This is a genomic window from Aestuariivirga sp., from assembly GCF_044239095.1.
Taxonomy (GTDB): Bacteria; Pseudomonadota; Alphaproteobacteria; order Rhizobiales; family Aestuariivirgaceae; genus Aestuariivirga.
In genome coordinates, this window is the sequence record NZ_JBIICB010000089.1 from 1 (window position 1) to 14,599 (window position 14,599).

Consider the following 14,599-nt stretch of genomic DNA (forward strand, 5'->3'; position numbering starts at 1 on the left):
GATATCCAGAAACAACCAATCATCTTGAAAAGAATGGCGCGCCCGACAGGATTCGAACCCATGACCCCCAGATTCGTAGTCTGGTGCTCTATCCAGCTGAGCTACGGGCGCTGACCGGGGCTGTTCCTAGTCTGGTGGCCGCCGAAATGCAAGGGTGTTCGCACGATCTGGGGCACCAACGGTGGAACAAGCGCGCATCAAGGCCCCCAACAAAAAAACCCCGGTGTTTCCACCGGGGTTCATTCGTTTCAGCCTTCAGCTGAGGCGCGGACTTAGAAGTCCATGCCACCCATGCCGCCGCCCATGCCGCCGCCGCCGGGCATGGCAGCGGGCTTGTCCTTGGGCTTCTCGGCGATCATGGCCTCGGTGGTGATGAGCAGCGAGGAGACCGACGCTGCGTCCTGCAGGGCGATACGGACCACCTTGGCGGGGTCGATGATGCCCTTGGCGACCATGTCGACATACTCTTCGTTCTGCGCGTCGAAGCCGTAGTTGCCGTCCTTCTCCAGCAGCTTGCCGACAACGATCGAGCCTTCGACGCCCGCGTTCTCGACGATCTGGCGGATCGGGGCTTCAAGCGCCTTCGACACGATGTTGATGCCGGCCTGGATGTCGGCGTTGGACGACTTCAGGGCGTTCACTGCCTTCTTGGCGCGCAGCAGAGCCACGCCGCCGCCGGGGACGATGCCTTCTTCCACCGCAGCGCGGGTGGCGTTCAGCGCGTCGTCAACGCGGTCCTTGCGCTCCTTGACTTCCACTTCGGTGGCGCCGCCCACCTTGATGACGGCAACGCCGCCCGCAAGCTTGGCGAGACGCTCCTGCAGCTTCTCCTTGTCGTAGTCCGAGGTGGTTTCCTCGATCTGCGCCTTGATCTGGGCGCAACGGCCCTGGATGTCGGCCTTCTTGCCGGCACCGTCGACGATCGTGGTGTTCTCCTTCTCGATCTTCACGCGCTTGGCGCGGCCGAGCATGTCGATCGTCACGTTCTCGAGCTTGATGCCGAGATCTTCCGAGATCACCTGGCCGCCGGAGAGGACGGCGATGTCCTCCAGCATGGCCTTGCGGCGGTCACCGAAGCCCGGAGCCTTGACGGCGGCGACCTTGAGGCCGCCACGCAGCTTGTTGACGACGAGGGTCGCCAGCGCTTCGCCTTCGATGTCCTCTGCGATGATGAGCAGCGGCTTCGAGGTCTGAACGACGGCCTCGAGGATCGGCAGCATGGCCTGGAGCGAGGAGAGCTTCTTCTCATGGAGAAGGATGTAGGGCTCGTCGAGCTCCGCGATCATCTTGTCGGCGTTGGTGATGAAGTAGGGCGAGAGGTAGCCGCGGTCGAACTGCATGCCTTCGACGACATCGAGCTCGGTCTCGGCGGTCTTGGCTTCCTCGACGGTGATGACACCCTCGTTGCCGACCTTCTGCATGGCTTCGGCGATCATGTCGCCGATGGCCTTTTCGCCATTGGCGGAAATCGTGCCGACCTGGGCCACTTCAGCGGAGCCCTTGATCTTCTTCGCGCGCTTCTTGATGTCCTCGATGGCGACCGCGACGGCCATGTCGATACCGCGCTTCAGGTCCATCGGGTTCATGCCGGCGGCCACGTTCTTGGCACCCTCGCGGACGATCGCCTGGGTGAGCACGGTGGCGGTGGTGGTGCCGTCGCCGGCCAGGTCGTTGGTCTTGGAAGCGACCTCACGCACCATCTGGGCGCCCATGTTCTCGAACTTGTCCTCGAGTTCGATCTCCTTGGCGACGGTGACGCCGTCCTTGGTGGTGCGCGGAGCGCCGAAGCTCTTGTCGATGACGACGTTGCGGCCCTTGGGGCCCAAGGTGACCTTCACCGCATTGGCGAGGATGTCGACGCCGCGCAGCATGCGCTCACGGGCATCGGCGGCAAAACGGACTTCTTTGGCAGCCATGTTGCTACTCCTGAAAAGTGATTGGATGAGTTAGACGGTTGATTGGCTCAGGCGGACTTCTTGGACGCCGGCTTGCCCTCGAGAACGCCCATGATGTCGCTCTCCTTCATGATGAGGTACTCGGTGCCATCAATCTTCACCTCGGTGCCGGACCACTTGCCGAACAGCACGATGTCGCCAGCCTTGACGTCGAGGGGGGTGAGCTTGCCGGACTCGTCGCGGCCACCGGGGCCTGCAGCGACGATCTCGCCCTGCATCGGCTTCTCCTGGGCAGTCTCAGGGATGATGATGCCACCCTTGGACTTCTGCTCTTCATCGACGCGCTTTACGACGACGCGGTCGTGCAACGGACGGAACTTCATGATGTAACTCCTCGTAATGTCGTCATTTTTTGAGGTTTTAACTGGCCAGTCCCTGCCGGGGGCCAGGCCTGTTAGCACTCGAATAGACCGAGTGCCAGCAGCTAGTCAGGAAATAGTGCGCAGCGCGCGCTCCGTCAAGGGGGCGAAAGCCAGGACGAGTTTAATTGCTGGACAATCTGAAGTGCGGCGATACGGCCTGGTAGAGGGTCCGGAAAGCTGTGAGCTTTGCCGCGTAGGCCTCGGCCAATGCCGGATCAGGCACGATTTCGGCTTCGACGGGAGGTTTGGGGCACACCGCCGCCGGTTCCTCTCCCGTTGCCGCAATGCGGGCCAGGCGGGTTGCGCCGAAGGCAGGGCCTGCTTCGGAACCGTCCTGCAGCAGCACGGTCTTGCCGAGGGCACTGGCGATAATCCGGCACCAGAACCGGCTCCGTGACCCGCCGCCATTGATGGCGATCCGGTCCGGCAGCGCACCGGTCTCCTCCAGATAGCCCTGCGCATCGGCGAGCGAGAGGGCGATGCCTTCGAGCACCGCCTGCGTCACCTGTGTGGGGCCGGTGGAGGCTGTGAGGCCGAACAGCACGCCCTTGGCATGGGGGTTGTTGTGCGGCGTCCGCTCGCCCGAAAGATAGGGCAGGAACAGCACGGGTGAGGGGCTGCCGGTGAAGGCCTGTTCCGTCTCATCGAGCAGTGTCCCGATATCGCTCCGGCCCAGAAGCCCCGCCGCCCAGGACAGCGCGCCAGCGCCATTGAGCAGGGCCGCCATCTGGAACCAGCGCTCCGGAAGCCCATGGCAGAAGCTGTGGATCAGGTGCTGTGGCGCAGGGTTGTAGGCCTCGCGCGCCACGAAATACTGCGTTGCCGTGCCGAGCGAAATGAAGGCATCCCCCTCGTTGACCGCGCCTGAGGCGATGGCCCCTGCCGCTGCATCGCCCGCGCCTGCGGCCACGATGGTGCCGGGGCTGAGGCCCCAGGCCCGGGCCACCGCACCGGTGAGCTGGCCGGACACGGCACAGCCCTCCAGAGCCGGCGGCAGCAGGCTCATGGCAATGCCGCAGGCCTCCACGATCGCGGGTGACCACTGGCGTTTCGCCCCGTCCAGCAGCAACGCGCCCGAGGCATCGCACATGTCGGTGGCGAAGCTCCCGGTCATGCGGTAGCGCACATAGTCCTTGGGCAGCAGCATCTTCCGCGCCCGGCGCATCACTTCAGGTTCATGCTTGCCGAGCCAAATCAGCTTGGGCGCCGCGAATCCCGGCATGGCGGGAACGCCCGCGATGGTGCCGATGGCGGGAAGCTTCCGGTTCAGCTCTTCTGCTTCCGCGAAGGCGCGCCCGTCATTGTGGAGGATGGCGGGGCGCAGCGGCAGGCCCGCCTCGTCCAGCAGCACCACGCCATGCATCTGCCCCGAAAGCCCGACCGCCCGGACACCGGACCATGCGGTCGCCCACTCGCGGCGGAGCTGGCCCACCGCCTGCTCAACCGCCACCCACCAGTCCTCCGGATTTTGCTCCGACCAGAGGTCCCTGGGGCGCGAAATGGCGAGCGGAGCGGAGGCGGTGGCAACAATGCGCTGCCGCTCGTCCACCAGCACAGCCTTGACGCTGGAGGTGCCGATGTCGATGCCGAGGAACATGGCTTTCCTCAGTCCTTCCGGGCCAGCAGCATGTAGTTCACGGCCATGTCGCGGCTCACCTTCCACTGGCGGGTGAAGGGGCTGTAGGTGACGCCCAGCTCTTCCTTCGTGGTGAGGCCGTTCCCGGCCAGCCAGTCCTTGAGTTCGGCGGGTGTGATGAACTTCTCCCACTGGTGTGTGCCCTTGGGCAGCCAGCCCAGCACATATTCCGCACCCACGATGGCAAGCCCGAAGGACTTGAGCGTGCGGTTGAGGGTGGCAACGAACATCAGCCCGCCGGGCTTCAGCATGGAAGCGCAGGTGGTGGTGAAGGCCTTCGGGTCGGCCACATGCTCGATCACCTCCATGTTGAGGATCACGTCGAACTGCTCGCCCGCGGCGGCGAGATCCTCCGCGGTGCCGACCCTGTAATCGATGTCGAGGCCCATCTCATCCCGGTGGACGCTGGCCGTCTTGATGTTCTTCTCCGATGGATCCACCCCGACGATGGTGGCGCCGAGCCGCGCCATGGGCTCCGTCAGCAGACCCCCACCGCAGCCGATGTCGAGAAAGCGCAGGCCTTCGAAGGGGCGGCGCTCCAGGGGGTCCCTCGCCATCCGGGCGCTGACCTGCTCCTTGATGAACTGCAGCCGTACGGGATTGAAGACGTGCAGCACCCCGAACTTGCCTTTGGGGTTCCACCATTCGGCAGCCATGGCCGAGAATTTTGCAACTTCCGAAGGATCGAGCGAGGGTGCGGAGGCGGTCATTTTCCAGTCCAAATTTCTGCTGTGGCCATTATTGCATAAGCGCAACTGGTCATCTATGAGTACGCCGCGCCGTTCCCGGGGGTTCAACCGTCCATTAGACTTGGCCACCAGCCGGACCCTTGCCCTGGGTTCCGGGCGGCGGGGGACATGAAAGGTTTGGCCGATGGGCCGTTTGGTAATGAAATTCGGCGGGACATCGGTTGCGGACATTGACCGCATCCGCAACGTCGCCCGCCACGTCGAGCGTGAAGTGAAGGCTGGCCACCATGTGGCGGTTGTAGTGTCCGCCATGGCAGGCACCACAGACCGCCTTGTCGGCTGGTGCCGCGAGGCAGCCGCTGTTCACGATGCGCGCGAATATGACGCGGTGGTGGCCTCCGGCGAGCAGGTCACTGCCGGCCTCCTCGCCATCGTCCTGCAGGACCTGGGGATCCCGGCCCGCTCCTGGGCCGGCTGGCAAATCCCGCTCAAGACCGATGGCGTGCACGGTGCAGCGCGCATTGCTGGCATCGACGGCGAGGAATTGCGCAAGCGCATGGAGCAGGGCCAGGTCGCGGTGATCGCCGGTTTCCAGGGCATCGGCCCGGACCGCCGCATCACCACCCTGGGGCGTGGCGGCTCCGACACCTCCGCCGTGGCGGTTGCAGCCGCACTTGATGCCGCCTGTGACATCTATACCGACGTCGATGGTGTCTATACGGCCGACCCGCGGATCGTGACGGGCGCCCAGAAGCTGGACCGGATCTCCTATGAGGAGATGCTGGAACAGGCCTCGCTCGGCGCCAAGGTGCTGCAGACACGCTCGGTTGAACTGGCCATGGTCTACAAGGTACCCCTGCAGGTGCGCTCGAGCTTCGAGGCGCCGGACTCAGCCAACCAGAACAAGCCCGACGGGACAGGTCCCGGAACACTCGTATGCGATGAGGAACGTATCGTGGAACAGCATGTGGTGAGCGGCGTCGCCTATTCGCGCGACGAGGCGAAGGTGTCGATCCGGCGGGTCAAGGACCAGCCCGGCGTCTCCGCGGCGATCTTCGGGCCCCTGGCCGAGGCCGACATTTCGGTGGACATGATCGTCCAGAACATTTCTTCCGATGGCGCCTTCACCGACATCACCTTCACGGTGGCGCGAAAGGATCTGCGCAAGGCCCTCGACGTGCTGAATGGCGTCCAGTCGAAGGTCGGCTTCGATACGCTCGCGCACTCGGCTGACGTCGCCAAGGTGTCGATCGTCGGCATCGGCATGAGGAGCCACGCCGGCGTTGCCGCCAAGATGTTCCGCGCGCTGGCCGACAAGGGCATCAACATCCAGGCCATCACCACCTCGGAGATCAAGACCTCGGTGCTGATCGACGAGGCCTACACTGAGCTGGCCGTGCGGGCCCTCCACACGGCCTACGGGCTGGACGCGAAGGTCGCCTGAGGCTCATGCGCCTGATCAGCCACCCCGTGACGATGTTCGGCCGCTTCAAAACGGCCCGCGTCTCCGTACGCGGGGACACCGGCTGATGGCAACCTCCGCCCTTGGCCCGCGTGTCCTGCTCAGGCGGCTCCGCGAGGTCATGGCGGAGCCGGTCGCGGCGCAGAAGCGCCTGGACAAGATCGTCCAGATCATCGCTGCCAACATGGTGGCGGAGGTGTGCTCGATCTACGTCATGCGGCCGGGCGACATTCTCGAGCTCTATGCCACGGAAGGCCTCAAGCGCGAGGCCGTTCACAAATCGAAGCTCAAGTCGGGCGAAGGCCTGGTCGGCACCATCGCCAATCAGGCCATCGGCCTCAACCTGTCCGACGCGCAGCAACACCCGTCCTTCAAATACCTGCCCGAGACGGGCGAAGAGATCTACAACGCCTTCCTCGGCGTGCCCATCATGCGCGGCGGCACGGTCATCGGCGTGCTGGTCGTCCAGAACCGCACCCGCCGCCATTACACCGAGGAAGAGGAAGAAGCGCTGCAGACCACGGCCATGGTGCTGGCCGAGGTCATCGCCGCTGGTGAATTGCGCGAGGTTGCAACCGAGGTCGCAGCCGACGTCGCCCATGTCAGGAGCCATCATCTCAAGGGCGATTCCCTGGCCGAGGGCGTGGCGCTGGGCCACGCGGTGCTGCATGAACCGCGCGTCGTCATCCAGAACCTCATCGCCGAGAACGTGCCACAGGAGAAGCAGCGGCTGGAGGACGCCGTGGCGCAGATGCGCGCCCATGTCGACGAACTGCTTGACGGTTCTGACGCCCAGCGCGGCGCCACCGAATATTCAGACGTGCTCGAGACGATCCGCATGTTCGCCCATGACAAGGGCTGGATGAACCGCATTCGCGAGGCGATCGATACCGGCCTCACGGCGGAAGCCGCCGTCGAGCGCGTGCAGAACGACAACCGGGCGCGCATGGCGCGGACGCCCGACCCCTATCTCCGCGAGCGCATGCATGACCTCGACGACCTGTCGAACCGCCTGCTGCGCATCCTGACCGGCGCCATCGCCACCGCGTCCCGCACGGATCTGCCGCAGAACGCCATTGTCGTCGCCCGCAACATGGGCCCGGCAGAGCTGCTCGACTACGATCGCTCGAAGCTGCGCGGGGTGGTGCTGGAGGAGGGCGGCCGCACCAGCCACGTGACGATCGTGGCGCGCGCCCTGGGAATTCCCGCCATCGGCCAGGCGGAAGGGCTGATCGACCTTGTCGATACCGGCAGCCCCATCATTGTCGATGGCGGCACGGGCGACATCTTCGTTCGTCCGTCCACGGATCTTCAGCGCGCCTATGCGGAGAAGGTACGATTCTATGCCCGGAAGCAGGCGCAATATGCGGCGCTTCGCGATGAGCCCGCGATCTGCCACTCGGGCGAGCGGATCGAACTCAATATCAATGCCGGTCTCGTCGTCGACCTGCCGCATCTCCACGATTCAGGCGCTGATGGCGTGGGGCTCTACCGGACGGAGTTGCACTTCATGCTGGCGAGCCGCTTCCCGCGGCTGGCAAGCCAGGTCCGGCACTATCGCACCATCATCGAGCAGGCGCGGGGCAAGCCCGTGACGTTCCGCACCCTCGACATCGGCGCAGACAAGGTGCTGCCCTATCTGCGCCAGCCGCGGGAGGAGAACCCCGCACTCGGCTGGCGCTCGATCCGCATGGCGCTCGATCGCCCGGCCCTGTTGCGGCTGCAAGTCCGCGCCCTCATGCTGGCTGCCGAGGGCGCGCCACTCAAGATCATGTTCCCGATGATCGCTGACGTGGAGGAGTACAAGCGCGCGGTGGAGGTGGTGGAGATCGAGAAGCAGTATTTGCTGAAGCGCGGACACCGGCTGCCTGAGCCCCTGAAGCTTGGCGCCATGATCGAGATCCCATCGCTGCTCTGGCAGCTCGATCATTTGCTACCGCTCGTCGATTTCGCCTCGATCGGATCCAATGACCTCGTGCAGTTCCTGTTCGCCTCGGACCGTGGCAACCCGAAGCTGGCGGGCCGCTACGATGCCCTGAGCCCGGCGGCGCTTGGCGCCATGCGGCTGATCGTCGAGAAGGCGGAGCGCCACGGCAAGCCCGTGACGCTGTGCGGCGAACTGGGCGGCAGGCCGCTCGAAGCCATGGCGCTCGTCGGTGTCGGACTCATCTCGATCTCGATGGTGCCATCGGCGGTGGGCCCGGTGAAGGCCATGGTGCTGTCCCTCGACCGGGGCAAGCTCTGGAAATTCATGGAGCCCTTGCTGTCGAGCCCGCTCCACACGCTTCGCCCCGAACTCATGGAATTCGCACAGCGCAATGGCGTGGTGCTTTAACGCACTCTCAGTCAACTGAGATCCGCATGCCTCGCGTCCTCTCCCGCAAGGCGGGAGAGGAAGGGGACCCAACGAAGTTGGGGAAGCTGAGGGACCACAGGCACGGCCGCCACGGTCTGTTTCCCCTCATCTGCCGCGAAAGTCACAAGAAATCCATCTCACGGCCTGCGGCACTACCGGATCATGTAAACCTTGCGGATGGTCTCGTGCACCCGGCAGGTGCCTTTCCAGTCCTGCGGGAAGAAGGCCACCGTGCCCGGCACGATCTCGATCACCTCGCCCGACTCATGCGTATAGGTGCAGCGGCCGAGCAGGAAGTGGCAGAACTCGTCCCGCGTCACATGGCAGTTCCAGTAACCCGGCGTGCAGATCCACAAGCCGGTCTCGCTCTCGCCGTTGGGGCCCTTGTGCAGCACCAGGCCGCTGGTCTGCGACTGGCCCTCGATCATGGTGGGGATGACACCCCAATCCTTGAACGGGCCAGGATGGCTCTCGGGCGCGGTGAGGTGGGGGGCGGAGGACTGAAGTGTCAGTGTCATGGTTTCTCTAGCTCAGCATGTAAACGTTGCGCATGGTTTCGTGCACGGTGCAGGTGCCCTTCCAGCCGGCCGGGAACAACACCACCGTGCCGGGCACGATCTCGATGATCTCGCCCGACTCATGGGTGTAGGTGGCGCGCCCTGAGACGAAATGGCAGATCTCGTCGCGCGGAATCTCCAGCGGCCATGTGCCAGGGCTGCACTGCCACAGGCCAACTTCCGGCTGGCCGCCCGGCCCCTTGTGCAGGAGCACGCCGTCGCTCTTCGACTGGCCGGCGATGGGGTTGGGCTGGAAGCCCCAGTCCTTGAGCGGCCCCGCATAGTGCGCGGGGCCTTCGAGGTGGGGTGCGGAGGAGGCGAGGTTCGTCGGCATCAGGCGGGCTTCCGGCGGGTCAGCGCGTCGATGACCTTCGCGGCCTTGGTGGGGCCGTGCTTGGCCCGCATCTGGCGCGAGGTCTTCTTCAGCCTGTCCTTCATCTTCTTGTCGGTCAGCATGGTCATGATTTTCCGCTGCAGCTCGTCCTCGGTCCAGTCGTAGCGGTCCAGCTTGAAGCCGTGGCCTGTTTCCTCGACGCGCGTCGCATTGTCATGCCCGTCCCAGACATAGGGCATGATGATGGCGGGCTTGCCGAAATAGAGGCATTCGGTGAAGGAGTTGTTGCCGCCGTGGTGGATCACTCCGTCCACCTTCGGAATGACCGAGGGCTGCGGGAACCAGCTGTCGATGATGACGTTGGGCGGCACGCCGGTGTACTGGTCCTTGTAGTCCCCGACATTGACGAGGGCCCGCACCGGCATCTTGCCGATCGCCGTGATGAGCCGCTTCAGCAGATCGACGTCGCCTGAGCCCAGCGAGCCGAAGCTCACGTAGAGCAGCGGCTCGCCCTCATTGGCCTTGAAGCGCGGCACCTCATAGGGCTTCTCCTTGCGCACGCAGCCCTCGAGATACTGGAACTGCCGTGCTGGCAGCTTGTGCCGCCGCTTGAACTTCACCGCACTCGGATAGAGCAGGATGTTCATGTGCGGGCTGGCCTCGAAGAACTGGCCCAGCGGATATTTCTTTTCCCCCACGGACTTGAGGAAGCTGTTGAACTCCTCGTGGATCGGCTTGATCACCGCGTTGAAGCGCTTGCGGTAGGCGGCGTGGGCCTTCGTGTCCTTGGCGCCGGCGCCTGAGAGATGCGGGGGAATGTCCGGATCCTCGATCTCGTTCTCCGAGCAGGAGATGATGCGCACCCACGGCTTGCCGTTCTGCTTCGCATAGCGCTTGATGGCCGGAAACAGGATCACGTTGTCGACGCAGACCACATCGGGCTTCACCCGGTCGAGAACGCCGGGCAGGTCCTTCTCGGCCCATTTGGCGGTCTCCACGATCATGCTCCAGCAGTCCTTCACGTAATTGTCGATCTGCTCGTAGGGGGTCTTGCGGAAGTTCGGAATGTGGCCGTTGATGAAGTCGACCCAGAACTTCGCCATCTGCTCCGGCGGCAGCGGCTCGGACAGGTTCACGGCATGCGCCTCGAAGCCATAGCCCTTGTAGATGTCGAGAAAGCCCGGATCCGAGAGAAACACCACCTTGTGGCCAAGTTTCTCCAGTGCCTGGCCGATGCCCACCGAGTTGAGCGCGGGGCCGAAGGCGGCCTCCGGGAACAGCGCAATCACCTTGCCTGGTTTTTTCACCGGCTTGCGCGCAGGGGATTTTTTCTTTGGCGCGGGCTTCGCCTTCGCCGGTTTCTTCGTAGCCTTTGCCATCGTTCCTCTCCCTCTGGCCGGATTGCTGCTCGTGTTCATGCCCCCGGAATGCGCCCCCGGTTCAGGCGCTGGGCGGTGAAGATCATCACGAAACTCACCACCATGACGACGCTTGCCATGGCGTTGATCTCGGGCGTCACGCCGAAACGGATCATGGCATAGATCTGCATCGGCAGCGTTGTCGAGGCCTGACCGGCCCCGGCGGTGAAATAGGCGATGATGAACTCGTCGATCGACAGCGTGAAGGCGAGAAGTGCCGCCGCGGCGACCGATGGCCCGATCAGCGGCAGGGTGATGCGCCGGAAGGTGGTGAAGGCGGAGGCGCCGAGATCGCGCGAGGCCTCGTTGAGAGACCAGTCGTAGGACCTGAGGCGCGCCCGGACGACGGCGGTCACGAAGGCGATGTTGAACACCACATGGGCGATCACGATCGAGTGCAGCCCCAGCGTGAACTTGATCAGCGTGAAGAACGAGAGCAGTGCGATCGCCAGCACGATGTCCGGAATGATCATCGGCGCGAAGAGCAGCGCATCGCGCGGGGCTGATGGCCGCGCCCGCTCCACGCCGAGTGCCAGAAGGGTGCCGATGACGGTCGAGATTGCGGTCGACCAGACGGCGACGATGATGGAGTTCCACGCCGCCCCGGTGATCTTCGCATTGGCGGCCAGCGCGCCATACCATTCGAGCGAGAAGCCGCCCCAGGCGGTGGGCATGCCCGACTTGTTGAAGGACAGCACCATCAGCACCGCAATCGGCAGGTACAGGAAGCCGTAGACGGCGGCCAGCCAGGCATCAAGTGCGCGCATGGCCGCCTCGGGCATGGAGCGTGGCGATGGCCTGCGCGAACAGCAGCACCATCATCAGCGCGATGAGAAGTGCGGAGAGCGCTGCACCAAAGGGCCAGTCCCGCGCGGAGAGGAACTGGTCATAGATGAGGTTGCCCACCATCTGGAACTTGCCGCCGCCGAGCAGATCCGGGGTCACGAAATTGCCGATCGACAGCACGAAGACGAAGACAGCCCCCGCCGCGACGCCCGGTGCCGTGAGCGGCAGCGTGATGCGCAGGAAGGTCTGCGCGCGCCCGGCGCCGAGATCGCGTGAGGCTTCCGCGTAGCTGGGGTCGAGGCGCTGCAGCGCGGAATAGACTGCGAGGATCACGAAGGGCGTATAGCTGTAGACCAGCCCCAGCACGACCGCGGGCCTGGTATAGAGCAGCGGCAGCGGCTCGGATGTGAGGCCCATGGTCGAGAGGGCGGCATTGATGAGGCCGGCCGGGTTCAGCAGCACGATCCACGCATAGGTGCGGATCAGGTAGTTCGTCCAGAATGGCAGGATGGCAAGGAACAGAAGGACGGTCTGCCGCGACGGCGGCGCCTTGGCGATGGCATAGGCGGCGGGATAGCCGATCAGCAGCGCGATGAGCGTGGCGCTGAGTGCCACCAGCGCGCTGTCGAGGAAGATCGAGAGATAGAGCGGGTCGAGGACACGGCGGATGTTCTCGAGCGTGGGTGCTGCCCAGTCGATGCCGCCATAGATGCCGCGCTCGAAGAAGATCAGCACGAAGACCAGCGCGCAGGGCAAGACCATCAGCAGTCCGAGCCAGATCAGCCCGGGCGCCATGAGGAGCCAGGATGCGTGCTGCGGCTTCATCGCGGGAGGGGTCCTCTCCCGGCTGTGCCGGGAGAGGCGTGTCTGCGTGTCACTTGGCGGCCATGATCTCGGAAACGCTGCGCGAGAAGGCCTTCATGCCGGCTCCCAGGTCGCGCAGCTGCTCGAACTTGAGGAGTTCGGCGGGCGTGATCGCCATGTTGGGGTATTGCGTGAGCATGGCCTTGTCGATGGCTTCCATGCCGGCCTTGTTCGGGCTCTTGTACATGATGTTCTCGACCACCCACTTGCCGTTCTCGGCATTGAGCACGAAGTCGATGAACTTGTGCGCCGCCTCGGGGTTCTTGGACGCCTTGGTGACCACGATGGCATCCACCCACAGGTCGGAGCCTTCCTTGGGGATCACGTACTTGATCTCCGGCTTCGCGGCGATGCCATAGTTGCACCAGCCGTCCCAGGCGTGGACGAGTGAAGCCTCACCGGAGACGAGCTTGGAGTAGAAGGTCGTGTCGTCGAAGGCCAGAAGCTGCCGCTTGGTCTCGATCAGCTGGTCGCGCACCTTGTCGAGATCGGCCTGTTCCGTGGTGTTGACTGACATGCCGTTGGCAAGGAAGCCGGCCGCCATCAGCCAGCGGTCGGTGGAAAGCATGGTGACCTTGCCCTTCAGCTCATCCGAGGGCTTCAGCAGGTCGTTCCAGCTTTCGGGCGAGCCCTTCACCAGGTCGGTGCGGTAGCACAGGCCCGTGGTGCCCCATGTGTAGGGCACCGAGAACACATTGCCCGGGTCATGCTTGAGCTGGGTTGCCTCCGGGTAGAGGTTGGCGAGGTTGGGAACCTTGGAATGGTCGATCGGCTGGACGAGGCCAAGGTTGTTGAGCGCCTCGGCGAAGGGCGAGGATACGAACAGCACGTCAAAACCCTCGCCGCCTGAAGCGGTGACCTTGCCCATGATCTCTTCATTGGTGGCATGCACCGCGATCTCGAGCTCGATTCCCGTGGCGGCCTTGAATTTCTCGGCCATGTCCTTCGGCATGTAGCCGTCCCAGTTCGAGATCACGAGCTTTTCCGCCATGGCGGCGGCAGGCGTCAGCAGCACCAGTGCTGCGCCAAAGACCAGTGAGTAGAGCTTTCTTGCCGTCATGTCGCTTTCCCCTTTTGTGAGCTGTTTTGTTGATTGGCCGGAAGACTATGTGAATTGCGTGCACGGGTCGAGACCCCCCCATGGCGGTCCGGCCTCACGGTGCCAGATCGTAGAGGATCTCGTTGCGGCGCAGGAAGCCTGGCGTGAACGGGTCGTTGTAATAGGCAAAGGTCGGCGTGCCGGACGGCGTCAGTCCGCGGGCCGCGAGCCACGCGAGAAGCTTTGCGTCCTTGGCCTTGAACAGCTCATCCGACCACCACCCACTGAACCTGATCGCCGCGCGCCGGGCCGGCGGCAGCGTCCGCAGCGCAACGTCCGCGCCGGCGGGCTTCGGCAGGCTGTCGAGGCCACGGGAGGCGGGCATGATGAACTGCACCGTCCAGGAATCGCCCTTTGCCTTCTGGGTCACGGGTGCTGTCATGGCGATCTTCCCGCCTTCGCGTTCCTTCGCGAAGATGTAGCGGGCCAGCGGGCCGAAGCCTGACCGCACGGCCTCATCCCGCGTTCCGGTCCGCGTCACCTCGGCCACGACGAGTTCCGGATAGGCGCGGATCTCGATGTCGCCGTCAGCCTCGGTCACCTGGTAGGGCGCGGTCTCGACGTTGCGCGTCTGCACGAACCAGAACAGCGCCACGCCGATGAGCACGGCCGCCAGGGCAAGCGCGGTGTAGAGCAGCATTTTCGGCGCCTTCCTCATGGTGTCCCTCTGTCCTGTCAATCTAGAGCGGCTGGCGATCAAATGGAATCCTTGTGACGGCTGATGTCTTCTCCCGCTCCTTCAGCGGGAGAAGAAGGGACCCGTTGCGGAACGCAACGGGGAGATGAGGGAACAAGGGCGCTGCATACAATTCGGAGCACCGCATTCCCTCACCTCCCCCAACTTCGTTGGGTCCCCTTCCTCTCCCGCGTTGCGGGAGAGGACGCTGGGCAAGCTGACCTCAACTGACTGACCGGCGCTCTAGCCAGTTCTGGCGCACTTCGGGAAGCGGGATGCTGTCGATGAGCGTCTGCGTGAACGGGCTGCGGGGAGAGGCGAACACCTCCGCCGTCCTGCCTTCCTCGATGATCTCGCCGCCGCGCATGATCACCACGCGCTCGCACAGCGCGCGCACCACTGAAA

General features: G+C 64.3%; 13 protein-coding genes, 1 tRNA gene and 1 pseudogene. 2 read left to right on the forward strand and 13 right to left on the reverse strand.

What is annotated here, in order from left to right:
- Positions 1-34: 34 nt before the first annotated feature.
- The 5 genes from ACILRA_RS10050 to ubiG all read right to left on the reverse strand — a co-directional run bounded on the left by ACILRA_RS10050 (position 35) and on the right by ubiG (position 4,663).
- Positions 35-111, reverse strand: a tRNA-Arg gene (locus ACILRA_RS10050).
- Positions 112-272: 161 nt separating this feature from the next.
- The gene (gene groL / locus ACILRA_RS10055; RefSeq protein WP_395661967.1) at positions 273-1,916 is read right to left on the reverse strand and encodes a chaperonin GroEL; all 1,644 of its coding nucleotides are present in this window, start codon (positions 1,914-1,916) and stop codon (positions 273-275) included.
- A 47-nt stretch (positions 1,917-1,963) separates the two neighbouring features.
- Complete coding sequence (locus tag ACILRA_RS10060; RefSeq protein ID WP_395661968.1) at positions 1,964-2,278, reverse strand: co-chaperone GroES; 315 nt, start codon at positions 2,276-2,278, stop codon at positions 1,964-1,966.
- 160 nt (positions 2,279-2,438) lie between these two features.
- The gene (xylB, locus tag ACILRA_RS10065; protein ID WP_395661969.1) at positions 2,439-3,914 is read right to left on the reverse strand and encodes a xylulokinase; all 1,476 of its coding nucleotides are present in this window, start codon (positions 3,912-3,914) and stop codon (positions 2,439-2,441) included.
- A gap of 8 nt (positions 3,915-3,922) precedes the next feature.
- A complete protein-coding gene (ubiG, locus tag ACILRA_RS10070) occupies positions 3,923-4,663 on the reverse strand; it encodes a bifunctional 2-polyprenyl-6-hydroxyphenol methylase/3-demethylubiquinol 3-O-methyltransferase UbiG (RefSeq protein ID WP_395661970.1) in 741 nt (246 codons plus the stop codon).
- Between the two features lie 163 nt (positions 4,664-4,826).
- On the opposite strand from ubiG, the gene ACILRA_RS10075 reads away from it, so the two are divergent.
- Both ACILRA_RS10075 and ptsP read left to right on the forward strand, forming a co-directional pair.
- Positions 4,827-6,086 (forward strand): aspartate kinase, encoded by a 1,260-nt coding sequence (locus ACILRA_RS10075; protein WP_395661971.1) that lies wholly within the window; start codon positions 4,827-4,829, stop codon positions 6,084-6,086.
- Between the two features lie 85 nt (positions 6,087-6,171).
- Positions 6,172-8,439, forward strand: a complete 2,268-nt coding sequence (ptsP, locus tag ACILRA_RS10080) for a phosphoenolpyruvate--protein phosphotransferase (protein WP_395661972.1) — start codon at positions 6,172-6,174, stop codon at positions 8,437-8,439.
- 173 nt (positions 8,440-8,612) lie between these two features.
- Here the strand turns inward: ptsP and ACILRA_RS10085 are convergent, their stop codons facing one another.
- From ACILRA_RS10085 to ACILRA_RS10120, 8 genes and pseudogenes are all read right to left on the reverse strand, one after another.
- On the reverse strand, positions 8,613-8,888 hold the full coding sequence (locus tag ACILRA_RS10085) for a cupin domain-containing protein (RefSeq protein ID WP_395661979.1): 276 nt from the start codon (positions 8,886-8,888) through the stop codon (positions 8,613-8,615).
- A gap of 97 nt (positions 8,889-8,985) precedes the next feature.
- Positions 8,986-9,351, reverse strand: coding sequence for a cupin domain-containing protein (locus ACILRA_RS10090; RefSeq protein WP_395661973.1), 366 nt, complete (start codon positions 9,349-9,351; stop codon positions 8,986-8,988).
- Entirely contained in the window at positions 9,351-10,730 is a 1,380-nt protein-coding gene (locus ACILRA_RS10095) for a glycosyltransferase (RefSeq protein WP_395661974.1), read from the reverse strand. Before ACILRA_RS10095 ends, ACILRA_RS10090 begins: the two co-directional genes overlap by 1 nt.
- 35 nt (positions 10,731-10,765) lie before the next feature.
- Positions 10,766-11,536, reverse strand: coding sequence for an ABC transporter permease (locus ACILRA_RS10100; protein ID WP_395661975.1), 771 nt, complete (start codon positions 11,534-11,536; stop codon positions 10,766-10,768).
- Positions 11,523-12,380 (reverse strand): ABC transporter permease, encoded by an 858-nt coding sequence (locus ACILRA_RS10105; protein ID WP_395661976.1) that lies wholly within the window; start codon positions 12,378-12,380, stop codon positions 11,523-11,525. Before ACILRA_RS10105 ends, ACILRA_RS10100 begins: the two co-directional genes overlap by 14 nt.
- Before the next feature lie 49 nt (positions 12,381-12,429).
- Entirely contained in the window at positions 12,430-13,479 is a 1,050-nt protein-coding gene (locus ACILRA_RS10110) for a spermidine/putrescine ABC transporter substrate-binding protein (RefSeq protein ID WP_395661977.1), read from the reverse strand.
- Between the two features lie 94 nt (positions 13,480-13,573).
- Complete coding sequence (locus ACILRA_RS10115; RefSeq protein WP_395661978.1) at positions 13,574-14,158, reverse strand: SOUL family heme-binding protein; 585 nt, start codon at positions 14,156-14,158, stop codon at positions 13,574-13,576.
- Between the two features lie 259 nt (positions 14,159-14,417).
- Positions 14,418-14,599: pseudogene (locus ACILRA_RS10120) on the reverse strand (ABC transporter ATP-binding protein); the annotation flags it as partial.